Below are 17,285 nucleotides of genomic sequence, written 5' to 3' on the forward strand. Positions count from 1 at the left end.
GACATCAATTTTTTATACGATATAGTCCCTTTCGCTTATTTAAGAGCAAGGGGAACTTATGAAATATTCAGCATCATTACTTCTGTCTTTGGCGCTACTAGCATCATGTGCACCGAAGAATTCTAACCAATCATCACTGGATTTAATCGCCAGCAAATATTTCAGCATGAGACAACAGACTCCAACACAATATGTGGGGATCGTTCAATTATCTCATCCTGCACTTTTAGCTGAAGCGCAAACAGTTGATGGTAAACCTGTTATCGATGAAGAGTTAAAGAAAGCTATTCTTGATGAACAAGAAGAAGTTATCTCAAAACTAAAAGATATCTCACCAGATATTAAAATCGTGGCGACATATAAGATGGTTCTAAACGCGGTAGCTTTCGTAGCTCCAAGTGAAGTGGCCGGTCAGATCGAAGGAATTGAAGGTGTAAATAAACTTATCCAAAACACAAACTTCGCTAGACCACAAACTGTAGGTCTTGAGAAGAAAGTAACAGCGGCAATCGAAAGCCTGAAAGATAAAAACTCTGTATCATTCATCGGTGCTGATAAAGCTCACAAGATGGGGATCTCTGGGCAGAAGATGAGAGTAGGGGTTATCGATACAGGTATCGACTACACTCACGCTATGCTTGGTGGGACTGGTAAAAAAGAAACTTACGATTCAATCGATCCTTCAGCACCAAACGAATTTTTCCCGAACGCGAAAGTTGTTGGTGGAGCTGACTTCGTAGGATCAAAATACTCTGCAGGTGGAGCTTCTCTTGAGCAACAAGTTCCAGTGCGCGATGAAAACCCAATTGATGAAAGTGGACACGGTTCACACGTTGCCGGCTCAGTTGCTGGTATCGGTGACAACATTGTTTCATACTCTGGTGTAGCTCCAGAAGCAGCTCTATATGCTCTAAAAGTTTTCGGTAAAGAAGGAAGCACGTCTGATATCGCCGTTATCCAGGCCCTGGAATACGCTGCTGACCCAAGTGAGAAAATCGAACCAACAAACCGTCTTGATGTAGTTAACCTTTCTCTTGGTGGTGGATTCGGTAAACCAAAAATCCTTTATACTGAAGCAATCAAGAACCTGACAAAAGCAGGAACTATCGTTGTAGCTTCAGCTGGTAACTCAGGAGACAACCCATACATTACAGGTGCACCGGCAACTTCTGACGAAGCTATCTCTGTTGCAGCTTCAATCGATTACATGCCACAAAACATCGCTGTTCCAGCGGTTGAAGTGTCAATCGAAGGAGCTTCAAAGTTAGTTGAGAAAGTAGAAGGAAACGGAACAATCCCAGCTGATTCAAGCAAAGTAAGTGGTGCTCTTATTCACATCGGAACAGGTGTTGAAGCGATTTCTGAAGAAGTCAAAACTCAGGTTAAAGGGCGCATCGCTCTTATGGACCGTGGAGCGATTTCATTCGAACAAAAATTCCAGGTAGCTAAAGCTCTTGGTGCTTCTGGTGTTGTTATGGTTAACAACGTTGATGGAGCTCCAATCGCAATGGGATCTGAAAACAAATACGATTTCCCGGCTGTCATGGTTACAAAATCTCTAGGGGATGCAATTAAAGCTGCTCTAGCGAAAAAATCAGAAGTAGTATTTAACTTCTCACCAGGACAAATCATTAACCGTGACGACCTAATCGATACGATGACAAACTTCTCGTCTCGTGGTCCACGTTCAATCGACTCTTTAATTAAACCAGAAATTTCTGGTCCAGGAGCAAACGTTATCTCTGCTGCTTTTGGTACAGGTGCTGAATCAGTTCAGTTCTCAGGAACATCTATGTCAGGACCACACCTTGCTGGTGTTATGGCCCTTATGAGACAGGCTTTCCCGAAAGCTTCAGTTCAGGAACTAAAAGCTCGTATCTTAAACACAGCTAAAATCATGATGGCAAACGGAGCTCACGTAGCAGTTTCTCGTCAAGGTGCTGGACGTGTTCAAGTAGAAGAAGCTCTTAAAGCTCCAGTTATCGCAATGCCTGCGACTCTTTCTCTTGGAGAAGTTCCAGTAGCTTCAACAAAGACTGTGTCGAAGAAAGTAACATTAACAAACTCATCTGATAAAGATGTTCTATTCTCAACACGAGCAATCAACAGCAAGAACATTAAGGTGTCTCTGCAAAGTGCTCTAAAAGTTAAGGCGAAGAGTTCACTTACTTTCACAGTAAGCTTCACTCTTGCTCGTGAAAACGCTGCTCAAAACAACATTGAAGCAGACGGATTTGTTATCTTAACAAACGCAGACGATGGATCAAAAGTTTCTCTTCCATTCCTTGCGGTTCTAAACAAAGTAAGTGACATCAAGGCTTCAGACCTTGTGACTCAAACTGACTCGAAAGTAGATAGAAACGGATCAGAAGTAAAAGTTACGCTGACAAACTCAGCTAAGTCTTCTGGTGACGCTCTTATCTTCAACCTTCTGGGAACAGATGAGAGAAAGACGGTATTAAATCCAAACAATATGTCAGCTTCAACTCTATGTGACCTTGAAGCAGCAGGGATTCGTATCATCGAAAAAACTGACAAAGGACAAACAACAAAAGTTCTTCAAGTTGGGGTGAAGTTATATGATGCTATGACATTCTGGCAGCCATGTGACATCTCTCTTCAGATCGACGCTAACAACGATGGAATTGCAGACCAGGAACTTCTGGCGATCAAAGCGAACTACGTAAGCGGGATCACAGCTGATATCTTCGCTTCTCTTCTTTTAGATGCAGAGATGGCAAGAAACCTTCGTATGGCGTTTGAAATGGACCCAGCGAACACTCAAGAAAACTACCTTCCGGCCATCCTTGATGCCCGTGAAATGAAATTCTACAACCACTCAAACGTTGCAGTTGTAGAAGCTGATCTTTCTAAGATTGCTAAAGGGAAAAACGGAAAAGTAGGAATCAAGCTTTCAGTCACTCACCTAGAAGCTGATTCAAAAGGTGATGACTTCTTAGCTAACCATGGTGAGAAGTGGCAATCATTGAACCTTTCTGAGAATTCTCTGGCCTTCTACGATATGCCAGAAGTGGTAACAGTAGGTGCAAACGATCTTGAGCACGTGTCGATGAGAAGAGGTCTAGGGAACATGAGAGCCCTTATCCTTTACCCTCACAACTCGCCAGCAGCATTAAAAGACCAACAGTCACAAATTCTAGTAGAAAAACTTCTTAAATAAAAAAGGGGCCCTCGAAAGAGGGCCTTTTTATTGCCCATCCCCACATAGATTCAACATCTTTACTCACTGCGAACACAGGCAAAAGAAAATACAAATTCTTGACGGTTTTTGTCGCTTAGGGTAATTCTAAGTATTCGAATTTTATTACTTATTTCAAACATGGGGTACAGCAATGTTTAGTGCAGCACTAATCAATTCTCCGATCTACGTTGGAGTTTTTGGTTTATTAATCGCCGCGTTTTTTTACTTCCGAGTAAAATCACAGCCAGGTGGAAACGAAACAATGGAAAGAATCGCTTCTTACGTACGTGAAGGATCAATGGCCTTCTTAGTTCGTGAGTACAAAGTTCTGGCAATCTACTGTGTAGTAGTTGCAGCGGCTCTTTATTTCGGTCTTGGAGCAGTTTCTTCTGTTTCATTCATCGTAGGAGCTTTCCTTTCACTTCTAGCAGGTTTTGCTGGGATGAAAGCAGCGACATACGCTAACGTTCGTACAACTCAAGCAGCTTCAACTGGATCAAAAGCAGCAGCACTTCTTGTTGCTCTTGATGGTGGAGCGGTTATGGGTCTAGCAGTAGCTTCTCTTGGACTTGTTGGTCTTGGAGTTATTTACGTTGTATTCAAAGACTCATCTGATCTTTCAACAATCCTTCACGCTTTCGCAGTAGGGGCTTCATCAATCGCGCTATTTGCTCGTATTGGTGGTGGTATCTATACAAAAGCGGCAGACGTTGGTGCTGATATCGCAGGTAAAGTTGTAGAAAACATTCCTGAAGATGATCCACGTAACCCAGGTGTAATCGCTGATAACGTTGGTGACAACGTTGGTGACGTAGCTGGTATGGGTGCTGATATTTACGAGTCTATGGTTGCTGCTATCGTAGCTGCTATGGCCATCGCTCTTACAATCCCTGCAGCAAGCCTAACAAACCTTGTATCAACTGCTGATGAAGTTGCTGCTCGTATGGCGGGTGTTGCTCTTCCTCTTCTTCTTTCAGCTCTAGGAATGGTTATCTCAATTGCAGTAATCTTCCTTGCTCGTATGTTTAAAAACTCAAAACCAGCAACGGTTTTAAGAAACGCTCTAATCGTACCACCAATCATTTTAACTATTGCATCTTATGTAATCGTTCCAATGTTTGGAATTTCTCAAGGTGTAACAATCGCTCTAGCGGCCGGTGCATTCTCAGGTATGTTCATTGGTCTAATCACTGAGTACTACACTGCTGGTAAACCAATCCGTCTTACAGCTGAAGCTGCTAAAACGGGAGCTGGTACAGGTGTTATCCGCGGTCTAGCTGTTGGTATGGAATCAACTGCTATCCCAATGCTTCTTGTAGTAGCTGCTGCGTACATCGCAGACAAATACTTAGGTCTATACGGTATCGCTCTTTCTGCTGTTGGTATGCTTGCTGGTACAGCTGTTGTAATGACAGTTGATGCTTACGGGCCAATCGCTGACAACGCTGGTGGTATTTCTGAAATGTCAGGTCTTGGAAAAGCAACTCGTGACATTACAGATGAACTAGATGCTGTAGGTAACACTACTGCTGCTATCGGAAAGGGATTCGCTATCGGATCTGCTATCCTTACAGTACTTGCACTTTTCTCTGCTTTCACAATGGAAGTAAACCACGTAAGAGAAACTGCTGGTCTAGCTAAGATGTCTCTTGAGTTAACTTCTTCTGGAGTTCTTCTAGGGATTCTTATCGGATCAATCCTACCATTCCTTGTTGGAGCAACAACAATGACTGCAGTAGGTAAAGCAGCTCAGGCGATCGTAGTAGAAATCGCTCGTCAGTTCAAAGACATCCCAGGTCTTCGTGAAGGTAAAGCTGAACCACAACCAGCAAAAATCGTAGACATCGCAACTCTTGCAGCTCTAAAAGAAATGATCCTTCCAGGTATCATCGCTGTTCTAGCTCCAGTTGTTGTTGGTTTCGCAATGGGACCTCAAGCTCTAACAGGTATGCTTGCAGGATCTCTAGCTGTAGGTGCTACAATGTCTCTATTCATGGCTAACGCTGGTGGAGCATGGGATAACGCTAAGAAGTTCATCGAAAAAGGTGGAATTCCAGGTCACCCAAAAGGATCTGACACGCACAAAGCTGCAGTTGTTGGTGACACAGTTGGTGACCCGTTCAAAGATACATCTGGACCAGGTGTAGCGATCCTAATTAAAGTTATGTCAGTAGTATCGCTTCTAATCGCTTCTTTAATTGCAACGATTGGATAGTCTTTCTACAAAAACTAGTTTTTAATAAAAGGGCCCTCGCAAGAGGGCCTTTTTTATTGGAGGCTTGATGAAGGTCATTTCCATTACAGCATTTGTCGCTTTTATGGCACTCGCTATTTATCTTCTGCTGCATGAAAGAGAGTTTATGGGGGAGAGTAAACCTCGCAAGCTTCAACCTATTTCAAAATCTAAAATAATTGGCCAAAGACAAGAGCGAGAGCTTCAGCCCTTTGAGCTTCAGCGACAGCGTATTAACAATGAGGCCATCTTCAAGTTTGAAAACTCTGACACTAAAGAAACATATGAGTTTCGCGAAGATGAAATGGCCGAGTTTGACAGTGCTTTAAAAACCCTGAAAGAAGTTAAGCGAGAAATCAAAGGGGATACGACTGATCCCAATGTCATTAACAACTCCAAGGTAATTAAAGAGTATTACGAAGTCGACTAGTCTTTCTTCACAGTCATTTTTAAAGGCATGATAAATTTGTTTCCAAATTTAGCCTTCAAAGAACGGTAGTCGTAGGATTGAAGTTTTTTCACCAGGCAGTTTTTTACGCTTTCATCCAGCTTGTTGACTTCATCAGCAACATCGACAAATTCCAGTTTTGATTTTGAATTGATTCCAACTGCCAGGCAGGCATAGTTGTCTTTTAGCCCCTGTGAGCATTTTAGAAGATCTTTCTCTTTTTCCAGAAAGAAATCGACGGTGTGAGTTTGTAATTGATTGTGTTCGTAGAGAGTGATTTTCTTTTCGCGAGCTTCATCTCTTTTGTTGATATATTCATAGGCCTTAGGAGAGCAGTTCTTCTTATCATGAAAGGTCATTGGTTTTGCTGTCGGCTCTGGAGTTGGAGTAAAGAGTGAACAGCCGGCAAAAAGGGTCAACGACATTAAAATCAGTGATGTTTTAATAAGAACTCCTTGGATATGAATCTAGAAGTGAAACAGATCGACAGAATTTGTATAAGCTTTAGTTAAAACGTCATCCAGAGTGATACCTTTTACTTCGGCAATCTTCTTTGCAATAAAAGGCAGGTAATAAGGAGCATTTTCCACTCCACGGTAAGGATCGGGAGTCAGGAAAGGGGAGTCTGTTTCCAGGAGCACTCTTTCAAGGGGAGTGATTCTTAGGGCGTCTCTGACGTTTTCGGCATTTTTAAAAGTGATGATGCCGTTAAAGCCGATATAAAATCCTTCATCCAGACAGAACTGTGCCAATCCTAGGCCGGAAGTAAAACTATGGATAACGCCTTTTCTTTTAAGAGTGGTTGAGAAATTTTTTAAGACAGCAATTGTGTCATCGTCAGCGTCTCTGGTGTGAATAACAACAGGAAGGTTGAAATCCACAGCAATCTGCATTTGCTCTTCGAAGGCCTTGATCTGTTCGTCGCGAGGAGATTTTGAATAGTAGTAATCAAGACCGATTTCTCCAACAGCAACGATTTTTTTATTCTCAGGATTTTTTAAATTTCTAATGACGTGAGCTCTCACTTCATCATTCCATTCTTTTCCTTCATGCGGGTGAAGGCCTTGCGTGCAGTAAATTTGCGGAAAGGTTTTAGAGATGGAAATCACTTCGTCCAGGTTGTTGGGAGAAGTGGAGATGGTGATCATCTTTTCAATTTTATGAGTTTCCGTTTTCGCTACAACATCTTCACGCGAAGCTGCTTTGAGCATATCCAAATGGAAATGGGTTTCAATAATGGGGAATGCTGGAATAGGAATTTCAGGGCGACTTTTACTCATGGAAGTTATACTAGCACAGTTGACGTGGGCTTTAAACCCCCAGGGTTCGGCCGATTTTATCGAGGAATATATTGTAGGTAAAAGGTTTGACAATAATGTTGCTAATTCCCATTGAGATGGCGGACTTCACATTATCTGCGTCGATAGTTCCTGAGATAATCAAAATAGGAATGTCCTTATATTTCTTTCGTGCCTTGAGTTCTTTAATAAGCTGCAACCCGCTCATTCTCGGCATCACTATGTCGACAATAATAAGACCAAACTCCTGGTTCTGGATTTTAGATAGAGCTTCCTTACCATCAGAGGCGGTGACGATGCGGTCTTCTTCAATTCGAGATTTAATAAGATAATTAGACATTAACTGCTTAATCTCTTCTTCATCATCGATTAAAAGAATCGCCTTGTTATTTAAGAACTTTTCAACAAGTTCATATATAAGGTTGGCTTTACTATCTATTCTATCCATATCCATACTCATTCCATCTTTAGGTTTTATTATAACTCTATGTGAAAGCATCTGTTAAATCGGAGAAAGTTAAGTGTAAAAAACTGTGTGATATCCAAAGCAAATGGTGGAGATTATAAGAGAATTTAAAATGTGCATTTTCCCTCTAGACACGGTTAATCTGCCAACTTTTTGAGCTGAAAATTTAAGTAAAAAAAGAAGGCCTGCCTTTTAAATGAGCTTTTGTTTAGACGCTTTAACTCCTTAGATACGCGTTCATTCTTTATATAAAAAGGTGTACTGATCAGTATTTGTTCAAGAGGCCTTATAATGCTGACATGACAACAAATACTTTTAAAACAGCGGCTATGTTAGTAACCCTGGCGATGACTTCGCTTCCTGTTTTTGCTCACAATAATAACGATAATAATGATTACGCTTATTATATCGTTAGCCCAAAGAGCTGGAACAATAAGAAGGATGAATCGTGGCTTCGCATGACGAGTAAGTCAGGTGAAGTGAGCAACGTAACCTTTAATGGATCGGTTCAAATTCCGGATTCAATCAAGGTGAATGCTGGTTTATTAAGAGAAGGACCCTCAACGGTTTATTTAGTATTTGATAATGTTCAGTGTAAGTACGAAACGAAAGTCACAAGATTCTTTTTCAACTTCACTTATCCTTTTGTCGCTTGTTCTGATGGATCTCGTGCAAAGGAAGACATTCGTGTAAATTCAAAAATCTCTTTATACCTAAAAGAGACAAAAGGTTTTCCAGCGACAGCGTACGCTTCAGTGAAAGTTTTAGAAAAATACGTCAAAGGTATCACTCTTCCTCAATTAGATTCTGAAAAAGGACAAATCCTTCGCTTTGATGGAGAGCTTTGGGTGCCGACTGATTACATTCCAGATGGACAGGCCGCAGGTGATGTCCTGGTTTGGGATGGGACAGGTTGGACAGCTTCGAAGTTAACCTCAGGTGGAGCAGGATCAAAAGGTGATAAGGGAGATAAAGGAGACAAAGGTGATAAAGGAGACCAGGGAGAAAGAGGTCTAACTGGTATGGTTGGTCCGGCCGGTCCTCAAGGTCCAGCAGGAGCTGCTGGTGCCGCAGGTATTGCTGGGGCTAAAGGTGATAAGGGAGATAAAGGAGACAAGGGAGATAAAGGTGAGACGGGTGCTGTTGGTCCAAAAGGAGCAACAGGTGCGACAGGTGCAGTTGGTCCACAAGGGCCACAAGGTCCTGCTGGTGCCGTTGGGCCAGCAGGGGCAACAGGAGCTCAAGGTCCAGTAGGTGCAGTTGGTCCGCAAGGTCCAAAAGGTGACACTGGAGCGGCCGGGGCCGTAGGTCCACAAGGTCCAAAAGGAGATAAGGGAGATACAGGTGCAACTGGTCCTCAAGGTCCAGTAGGTCCTTCTGGTGCAATTGGTGATGCCGGTGCCGTTGGTGCTCAAGGTCCGAAAGGAGATAAAGGTGAAACAGGAGCAGTAGGTCCACAAGGACCACAGGGTCCTGTTGGTCCGGCCGGTGAGCGTGGTGAAGCTGGTGCTGTTGGTGCGACTGGGCCTCAAGGTCCACAAGGTAACAATGGTGCTGACGGAGCTGTTGGTCCTCAAGGACCCCAAGGGCCGCAGGGTCTTCAAGGGATCGCTGGGGAAAAAGGTGAAAAAGGAGATAAAGGAGAAAGAGGCGAGCAAGGACTCCAAGGTCTGCAAGGACCAGCAGGAGTGGCCGGAGCTCAAGGGGAAAAGGGAGACAAAGGAGACAAGGGTGAAAAAGGTGACCCAGGTCTTGTCAGCTTAACTGCTGGTGCTGGTATTTTAGGTGGAACAATTTCTGGTAACGGTGGAACGATTGCTGTGAATGTCGGTACAGCTGCCGGGCAAATCCCAGTGATTGGTTCAAATGGAAGACTTCCAGCTTCAATTGTACCTGATGCAGTTTCAAAAGTTGCTTTCCTTAAAGATGTTAAAGCAAATGGTACTAACGGTGGATCGTGTGACTCATCAAAAGGGTGGGAGCAGGTTCGCGATTTAAATAATATCAGCGGAGACACATCATTTGTTTCTCTGGCTTCAAATCAATTTACGCTTCAAGCAGGTACGTATGTCATTGAAGCCGAAGCTCCAGCTTATTTAGATGGTTTCCACAAAGCTGTCTTGGTTAATGCAGGAACTGGTGAGATGGTGATCTTAGGGTCAAATGCCAGAAGCCATAATGTGGCCGGTGGTATGGAGCCTTCAAAAATCCTGGGATCAGTGACGATTACTGAAGCGACGACTTATGCTATTAAACACAGATGCGCTAGCACGATGGCCACTGTAGGTTTTGGTAGCCCGGTGAGTTTCGGAGTAGATGAAGTTTATACTCAGGTAAAAATTACTAAAGCGAAATAGATTCTAAATTGGGTTAACATGTATGTATGAAATGCATGTTAATCCTTTTTCTTTTGTCACCCTCAGCTTTTGCGATCGACTCAGGTGATGGCTCTGATGGTGTTTGCAATATCTCTGGTGGAGTTGACACTCAGATCACATCTGCAAGAAGAACTTATCAATGTAAATCATTAAACATCGATGCCAATTTAACTGCTTTTAAAGGCAGTGGGACCGCTTTTAATGGTGACCCATTAATTATCAAGGTTCAGGAAGATGTGACTATTCAGGCGGGTGTAACCGTCGATCTGAGTGGTGCTAATGGCAGTAACGGCTCAACAGGATCTGTATCAGCTGGCGGACGCGCGGGCGCTGGTGGATTTGCTGGTGGAAATTCAACGAACACTATTGGCAGCAATGGAAATGGCAGCGGGGCCGGAACCGGTGGACACTATGGAACGGGCTCGGGGATCACTGACTCGTACGGAGGCGGTGGTGGTGGTGGAAGTTATAAAACCACTTCAGCAACTCAACCTTCTGCAGGTAATGACAACGACAACAGTACAACGATTACAGCAGGAACAAATGGAACGACATACGGACCAGAAAGTGCTTTTGATTCAAGCTTTGTTGGAGGCTCTGGAGGAGCAGCTGGTGGAGCGGGTCTGGCATCAAGTTCAATAACTTGGTTTGGAAGTTCTGGTGGCGGTGGCGGCGGAGCGATTCGTATTATTGCTGGCGGTGATATTACAGTTGATGGGGCCATTGTCTCTAATGGTGGAAACGGCGGTGGAGATGGCACAACTACAAGTAGTGGAGGCGGTGGAGCTGGCTCAGGTGGAGCTGTTTGGCTTCAGGCCGGAGGAACTCTGACTGTCAGTGCTTCTGGATCAATCAATGCTACTGGAGGAACGGGTGGAACTAACGATTCCCTTTTCTCTGATGGGTTTGGTGGAGATGGTGGAGATGGACGAATTCGTCTCGATGATGCCGATGGTGTCATTACTATTGCCAATCCAGCTTCTGTATCGCCAACTCCTTATAGCACTTCATTTACTCCAACTCCGATTTCATCAGGAACATCGGGAGTCTCAAGACAATACAGTAGTTCTGTTTCTTGTGCGAAAGTTGCACTGGATGAATCTCAACCTTCTTTTGTCATTAATATGATGGTTGGTTTTTTAGCAGCGGCACTTCTTCATTATTCTTTATCTAGAAAATCAAAAGTGTAATTAAACATTAAACCAAAACTCATGAATGAGTGTTTGTTATCTTCTTTTGTGAACGAGACATTGTCTACGAATACCCCGGCACCATAATGAGTTTTGATTTTCACCATGGCATCAGCATGAAGAGAAAGTAATTTCCCAAAACCGGCCTCGGCATTTAAATCGATAGCACCTAACTTCGTTCTGATGAACGCTCCGGCCATCGGAGAAGAAAAACCTTCATCGGCAATCTTTAGATTAGATTCCACATAGATTGTCTTCTTAACAAAGGCAATCATCGGTCCCCATGAAAAGCTATCAGCTTTTCTGATCATTTTAAGATTCAGGTCCATGTCCATAAAAGTGATCTCTTTAAAAACTTTTCCTCGAGAAAAAGAAAAAGCAGGGGAGATCAGCTGAAAATACTTCATTTCAATTGGTCTTTGATAAAGAACTGACCAGCTGTTTAAAACAGTTCCATCTACTTCAGCTGAATACTGATCGGCCTTATTCTCATAGCTCAGTTTGTGAGGCTTAAACCCTAATCTTAAGTAATGCTCATTTTCTTTTTTTACAATCGGAGCTGCTTCCGTCTTCACTTCAGCTACAGGAGGTTTTTCTTCAACAACCACTGGAACTTCTACTTTTTTAGGAGCGCATCCGATTTGAAACATGCGGCGTTTTGAAGCATTTTCTTGTGCTTCGACTTTCCAGTAGTATTCGCCTTCGCGGTTATCAAACATTTTACAGTTAATCTTTAACTCGACTGCATTCACTTTTTTTGTAAAGACGATTTGAGAGAAATCCAGGTCACGGGAAACTGAAATTTGATACGTTTTAATTTCGGGAATAGCTTCCCAGCTTAAAAGAGCAGAGTCCTCTTCTTCCGGCATAACAGCGGCGCGATGTTTTGGTAAAAGAAGCAGAATCTCAATAGGCTCAGGTTTTAAGAGTTCAGGATTCACTTCAGCTTCTAATGTTGAAACGCGCGAGAATTCAGTTTTTCTTCCCCAGAAATCCACATAAGAAACGCGCCAGTAGAAAACACCTGGAGTGGCGTTTTTCCAGATCACATGCGGAACCTCTGTTTCAATTCTGGTGATCAGAGTTTTTAGGTCACTGTCTTTATAAACTTCGACGATATAACTTTTTGCACGAGAGTTTGCTGGCAGATCCCATTCTGCGACAGCGACAGGACCTTCAGCATGAGCTCTGCCGATAAAAAGATCAAAAATATTAAATGATGAAGACTCTTCTAAATACTTCAGCTTGATTTTTAAGTTTGGAGTGATTTCAGGACGAGACAGTGGAGGAGATGGCTTAATCTCAACACTCACCGGGCTTGAGTACTCAACATTTTCACCTTTTTTCACTTTCACTCGCCAGAAGTATCTTCCGGTATTGGCCAGGCTGGTTGAGGCATTGTTCGTGTCTACATCTTTGGCGACAATAATTTTCTTAAAGGCGGGATCGTCAGAGAGCTCAAACTGATAAAGAGAAGAGGCTTCAACTTTATCCCACTTAAAAGACACAAGCTGGTCTGGTTTTTCAAGCTCAATGACTGCTCCTTCACTTGGCATTTGAGCTAAACGAAGGGGAGATTTAATCACAATTTTTCCGGCAATCTTATTTGAAGTCACTCCAGAGAGTGTTTCTCCTTGAACTTCCCAGTTGTATTCACCTTTGTCTTTTAAGTTAACAGGTAGTGATGTTTGTTCAGTTTCAAATTCTTGAACAATGTCGTCTTTAATCAAGCGGACTTTATAGCGAACAGATGAAGGGCCAGTCCATGAAAGAACCTGAGAGGTCTGTTGGTCGTTGTAATTTACTTTTTCTAAAAGCGGCGGCGTGATTGCAGTAATGCTCACGGGATGCGCTTCCATCACACTTAGTGAAAGAGGAGAGCTCCAAAGAGCAAGCGGTCTTTCAGGGGAGTCGATTCTGACTGAAACTTGATAAGTTCCAATTTCAGAAGGAGTGAATTCATAATTGCTTTTAGAAAGCTTAATTTCTTCAGTCTTTTTATCAGGTGATTCAAGTTTTAGAAGAAAGTTCGCAACATTATTTTTTGGCCAGCTAATAAAAGCTTTATCTGTAAGTTTTGGCCCTTTGTAGAGAATGTTTTCGCGAGCATTAACGACGACTGGCATTTCTTCAATTAATGTAAATGTCTTGATCGGGCCGGAAACCTGATCTTTCCCAGTGAGTCTCCAGAAGTAAGTGCCTGCTTCAGAAAGAGTCAGAGTCTTTTGGTTTTCAGTTATTTCTTCAGAGTAAAAAATTTTTTTGAAGTTGGCATCTTTGGCAATAATTAAAGTGGCCGGCGTATCGTCGACGACAGATTTCCAGGAGAATTCAAGTGCGGTGTCTTTAACGAAGTATCGGCGCAAATTATGCGCGGGAGATTCAGGGATAAAAGGGATCGTTTTGACTTTGATATTTCCCGTTTTAAGATCCAGAATAACTACCTGGTTGGGTAAAATTTCCTGATCTTTCAGGCGGGCCTTTCCATCGAGCAGAAGGAACTTATTTTCGCCTGGGCCTTGTTCGATTTGAATGTTGGCATTATCCGACTTAAATGAATACTTTTTCCCGCCTAATTCAATATCCAGATTAGGGGCATCCTTGTTAAGTTTGGCAATCAGGTTTCCCTTGTCCAAACTGAAGGTGTTAGTCTTATTTACGGTTTTTATTCTAAGAAGTGAGTTTTCAAAGAGACTGATTTCCGGGCCATTGATAAAATTAATCTTCGCCGAAGATTGCCCGTGAGTATAAATTTCATCATTTTGAGAGAGGGAATCGCCGGGTTTTACATCAATCCACCCCTGATAGAAATCGCGTTTTCGTTTTACCGTTTTTAGTTGTTCTACGATTGAGGCGACTTTCATTTCATCGCCATTTCCCTGAGATTTAGGAGCGTAAAGCACATAGAGACTCATAAGCGCCAGCGCACTCATAAAGACGAGTAAAAAATTGTCAAAAGTCTTAAGTCTCAAAAATTTGCCGCATATTGGGTTTCTTCTAAGTTATTGTAACATTAAGCTACAAAAACTTTTTAGCTAGGAAGAATAATCTTGATTAGAAAAGTCAAATTTTCTTTGAAATACAAATTCGTTGTGGCGATCTCGGTATTGCTTCTTTTAACGATGGGATTTTATCTTTCCTATGCTTTAAATATTTTTAAAGAAGACAAGGCCGCTGATGTTTATTCAATCGCACTGACTAATTCCATTTCCGTCGCAGAAAGAACAAAACTTTTAATCAACGAAGACACCAATCTTTTAAACTCACTTAAAGACAGTGAGAGCGGTGATGATATTGGACAAAAGATGCAGACCATGGCCTCAACCCACGACGAAATCCTGGGGGTCGAGTGCCTGGTAAATAATGAAAACTACCTAAGCGCTAAAAATAATAAAAAACTGGCAGAACTTACGGGCAATGATGAGGAAAAGATTCTTGATCAGGCCCATGGTTCTTTTGAGTGGATGAAGTCCATTCCAACAGGGGCGACAAGAGTGGAGATGGCCGGAGTTCCGGGTTTTCCTTCACACTTCACTATCATTAAAGCACTGGAGCAAAACTTAAAGTGTGCTCTACATATTTCCTATGAAAAGTTGATGCCTCTCATGAATGAAACACTTAACTACGGGACTTATATCCTGACAGGAAGTGGAAAGGTTTTCTTTAAACTCAACAATATTAATGTTCCAAAAGATTTAAAAAAGATTGTGACTGACCAGGCAGTGGTTGATATCGAGCAAGGGGTAAAGAAATTTGATGACAATGGCGTTGCCGTTATCAGGGCCTTCTCGAAGGTCCCGGGGCTGGAGCTTATTTCAATTACTGAGATTGAAGAGAGTAAAGCTTTCCTTGCTTCGAGTTTATTAATTCAAAAATCCCTCTTCTTTGGAATCCTGATTCTATCTGTTGCGGTGATTGTCGGTATTCTTTTTACCAAGAGAATGACTAAAAATGTGCAGACTCTTTTTGAAGCGACCACTCAAATGTCGCAGGGGAATTTCGATGTTAATCCTTCAGCAGAAGGAAATGACGAGATCGGCGCCCTGACAGATTCATTTATCGACATGAAAGACAAGATTCTTATGTTCATGGATGAGATGAAAGAGAAGGCGAGAATTGAAAGCGAGCTCAAAGTTGCTCAACTGGTTCAGAATTCTTTTTTCCCGAAGCACGCTATGGTGAAGTCGACTTTCAGTTTTGATGGAAGGTATATGCCAGCTTCAGAGTGTAGTGGTGACTGGTGGGGGTATTTTGAGCAAGGGCCGATTGTGACAATGATCGTCTGTGATGCCACTGGGCATGGAGTTCCTGCGGCCTTGATTACCGCGGCAGCTCACAGTTGCATTTCTACACTTAAAATTGATTCAGAAAAAACTTATATTTCTCCAAAAGTTGTTTTGGAGAAACTTAATAAAGTTGTTTGTTCAATGAATTCAGAAATCCTGATGACAGCTTTTGTCCTGGAAATCAATGAAGAGAAAGGCGAAATTAAGTATTCAAATGCCTCTCACATGAATCCTTTCTTAATTCATAAAATCAACGATGAGTACACAAAAGAAGGGGTTGATCCACTCATTGGAAATAATGGGGCGAGAGTTGGCGAGAAGATCACATCGTCTTATGAAGAAACATCAATGGCGATTGCTAAAGGTGACCGCATAGTGATGTTCTCAGACGGCTTAACGGAGATGGAAGTTGAAGGGAAGGCCTGGGGGCAGAGAAATTTCTTAAAAAGTGTTCTTAAGGGATGCCATCGAGAGGCCAGTGGTCTTCTCAATGCTATTTTGGAAGATTTTGGAGAGCATAGAAAGAATGCTCCATTACAAGACGACATCACTCTTATCACGGTGAGTTTTGAAGGTCAGCGCGTGATTGTTGAAGACAAGAATGCAAAGACTGATGACTCTTTATATGTCATTTCTAAATTAACGAATCAGGAAAACCTGGAGTTTTTAACTGGCAATAAGATTAACCATCTTATTGGACATAACACGCTGGACTTGAAGCGTGAGATTCGTTTGGTGGAAGTGCTGGAGTCCAAAAAAGAATTCTATCTTCCAGACTATATAGATGATGGTTATAAAAAGCAGAGCTGGAATCTGGTGAGCAATTTTAAAATCCCGTCCGTTTTAAAAGAAATGGGACAGAAGTTTAATGACGACTTTACTGAAGCCATTAAGGGTGATGTTTTAAAACTCGTGGCCGAAGAGCTTTTATCAAATGCTTTTTATCATTCAAACGGCGACCAGGCCGAAAGAGGAAAAGAAATTCTTCTGACACCAGATAGAGAAGTGGAATTTTTGTTTGCTGTTAGTAATGAAAACGTCATTGTTTCAGTGAAGGGGCCAACTGGCTTTTCTTCGAGAGAAAAATTAATCAATAGTATTTGCCGCGCCTATAAAGAAAAAGCTCCACTGGATGGTAACGGAGGTGCAGGGCTTGGGCTTTATATGGTCTACGAAAAGAGCAACCAGTTTTGGGTGATTAACGGTGGGCCAAATGCCGGGCAAATTATCTGTGTTTTTGAAAAATTTAATCGTTATAAAAAGGCCAAAGAAAGAGTGACATCGTTTCACTATATGGCCAAGGAGATCCGATCATGAGCGAAAAACTAACTATCACAACTCGAATTACAGATGTCACAGCGAATGTGGCATTGGAAGGAGTGATTGATGAGGATGCAAACTTCGATAAGATTAAGTCTCTGGGAATGAATCAGTTTGTTTTTGATTTTAACAACGTCAGCATGATTAATTCATGTGGGATTAGGGAGTGGATCAAATACTTAGATGAGCTGGGATCAGCAAGTATCACTTATATTAATTGCCCACAGATTATTATTGAACAAGTAAATATGGTTCATGGCTTTATCCGTAAAGGTGTAGCTGTGGAATCTTTTTATGCTCCTTATTTTTGTACCAATTGTGACACGGGAAAAAAGATTCTTTTAAAGAGTTCGGAAGTCTCAGGCAGTAAGCCACCTCTAAAACATTGCAACACTTGTAAAACGGAACTGGAATTTGATGCGATTGAAAAACAGTATTTTAGTTTTTTAAGCCAAGGGAAATAA

11 protein-coding genes are annotated in these 17,285 nt (G+C 42.2%); 7 read left to right on the top strand and 4 right to left on the bottom strand.

Going from position 1 to position 17,285, the window contains the following annotated elements; all coding sequences use genetic code 11:
- The first annotated feature begins 58 nt into the window (after positions 1–58).
- The 3 genes from AC6JA8_RS02705 to AC6JA8_RS02715 all read left to right on the top strand — a co-directional run bounded on the left by AC6JA8_RS02705 (position 59) and on the right by AC6JA8_RS02715 (position 5,865).
- Positions 59–3,181: a S8 family serine peptidase gene (locus tag AC6JA8_RS02705; RefSeq protein WP_497975652.1), complete on the top strand. Its 3,123-nt coding sequence runs from the start codon at positions 59–61 to the stop codon at positions 3,179–3,181.
- Positions 3,182–3,353: 172 nt separating this feature from the next.
- Positions 3,354–5,417, top strand: coding sequence for a sodium-translocating pyrophosphatase (locus AC6JA8_RS02710; protein WP_497975653.1), 2,064 nt, complete (start codon positions 3,354–3,356; stop codon positions 5,415–5,417).
- Positions 5,418–5,484: 67 nt separating this feature from the next.
- A complete protein-coding gene (locus tag AC6JA8_RS02715) occupies positions 5,485–5,865 on the top strand; it encodes a hypothetical protein (RefSeq protein WP_497975654.1) in 381 nt (126 codons plus the stop codon).
- Here the strand turns inward: AC6JA8_RS02715 and AC6JA8_RS02720 are convergent.
- From AC6JA8_RS02720 to AC6JA8_RS02730, 3 genes are read right to left on the bottom strand one after another with little or no spacing between them, the layout of a single operon-like run.
- Positions 5,862–6,308, bottom strand: a complete 447-nt coding sequence (locus AC6JA8_RS02720) for a hypothetical protein (protein WP_497975655.1) — start codon at positions 6,306–6,308, stop codon at positions 5,862–5,864. The two genes, AC6JA8_RS02715 and AC6JA8_RS02720, sit on opposite strands and share 4 nt — an antisense overlap.
- Before the next feature lie 42 nt (positions 6,309–6,350).
- Positions 6,351–7,163 carry a TatD family hydrolase gene (locus AC6JA8_RS02725; protein ID WP_497975656.1) on the bottom strand — a complete coding sequence of 271 codons (813 nt, stop codon included), beginning with the start codon at positions 7,161–7,163 and terminating at the stop codon, positions 6,351–6,353.
- A gap of 31 nt (positions 7,164–7,194) precedes the next feature.
- Positions 7,195–7,629, bottom strand: coding sequence for a response regulator (locus AC6JA8_RS02730; RefSeq protein WP_497975657.1), 435 nt, complete (start codon positions 7,627–7,629; stop codon positions 7,195–7,197).
- Between the two features lie 317 nt (positions 7,630–7,946).
- Here AC6JA8_RS02730 and AC6JA8_RS02735 point away from each other — a divergent pair, with 317 nt between their 5' ends.
- Entirely contained in the window at positions 7,947–10,004 is a 2,058-nt protein-coding gene (locus AC6JA8_RS02735) for a collagen-like domain-containing protein (protein WP_497975658.1), read from the top strand.
- Positions 10,005–10,030: 26 nt separating this feature from the next.
- Positions 10,031–11,215 carry a hypothetical protein gene (locus AC6JA8_RS02740; RefSeq protein ID WP_497975659.1) on the top strand — a complete coding sequence of 395 codons (1,185 nt, stop codon included), beginning with the start codon at positions 10,031–10,033 and terminating at the stop codon, positions 11,213–11,215.
- Here the strand turns inward: AC6JA8_RS02740 and AC6JA8_RS02745 are convergent.
- Positions 11,185–14,148 carry a hypothetical protein gene (locus tag AC6JA8_RS02745; RefSeq protein WP_497975660.1) on the bottom strand — a complete coding sequence of 988 codons (2,964 nt, stop codon included), beginning with the start codon at positions 14,146–14,148 and terminating at the stop codon, positions 11,185–11,187. The two genes, AC6JA8_RS02740 and AC6JA8_RS02745, sit on opposite strands and share 31 nt — an antisense overlap.
- Before the next feature lie 117 nt (positions 14,149–14,265).
- Between AC6JA8_RS02745 and AC6JA8_RS02750 the strand changes: the two genes are divergently transcribed.
- Both AC6JA8_RS02750 and AC6JA8_RS02755 read left to right on the top strand, forming a co-directional pair.
- Complete coding sequence (locus AC6JA8_RS02750; protein ID WP_497975661.1) at positions 14,266–16,818, top strand: SpoIIE family protein phosphatase; 2,553 nt, start codon at positions 14,266–14,268, stop codon at positions 16,816–16,818.
- Complete coding sequence (locus AC6JA8_RS02755; RefSeq protein WP_102242334.1) at positions 16,815–17,285, top strand: hypothetical protein; 471 nt, start codon at positions 16,815–16,817, stop codon at positions 17,283–17,285. Before AC6JA8_RS02750 ends, AC6JA8_RS02755 begins: the two co-directional genes overlap by 4 nt.

It is taken from the genome of Bacteriovorax sp. HI3 (assembly GCF_059738875.1).

Coding starts and splice junctions, on each gene's coding strand:
- AC6JA8_RS02705 (WP_497975652.1), top strand. CDS start 59: ATGAAATATTCAGCATCATTACTTCTGTCTTTGGCGCTACTAGCATCA.
- AC6JA8_RS02710 (WP_497975653.1), top strand. CDS start 3,354: ATGTTTAGTGCAGCACTAATCAATTCTCCGATCTACGTTGGAGTTTTT.
- AC6JA8_RS02715 (WP_497975654.1), top strand. CDS start 5,485: ATGAAGGTCATTTCCATTACAGCATTTGTCGCTTTTATGGCACTCGCT.
- AC6JA8_RS02720 (WP_497975655.1), bottom strand. CDS start 6,308: ATGTCGTTGACCCTTTTTGCCGGCTGTTCACTCTTTACTCCAACTCCA.
- AC6JA8_RS02725 (WP_497975656.1), bottom strand. CDS start 7,163: ATGAGTAAAAGTCGCCCTGAAATTCCTATTCCAGCATTCCCCATTATT.
- AC6JA8_RS02730 (WP_497975657.1), bottom strand. CDS start 7,629: ATGGATAGAATAGATAGTAAAGCCAACCTTATATATGAACTTGTTGAA.
- AC6JA8_RS02735 (WP_497975658.1), top strand. CDS start 7,947: ATGACAACAAATACTTTTAAAACAGCGGCTATGTTAGTAACCCTGGCG.
- AC6JA8_RS02740 (WP_497975659.1), top strand. CDS start 10,031: ATGAAATGCATGTTAATCCTTTTTCTTTTGTCACCCTCAGCTTTTGCG.
- AC6JA8_RS02745 (WP_497975660.1), bottom strand. CDS start 14,148: ATGAGTGCGCTGGCGCTTATGAGTCTCTATGTGCTTTACGCTCCTAAA.
- AC6JA8_RS02755 (WP_102242334.1), top strand. CDS start 16,815: ATGAGCGAAAAACTAACTATCACAACTCGAATTACAGATGTCACAGCG.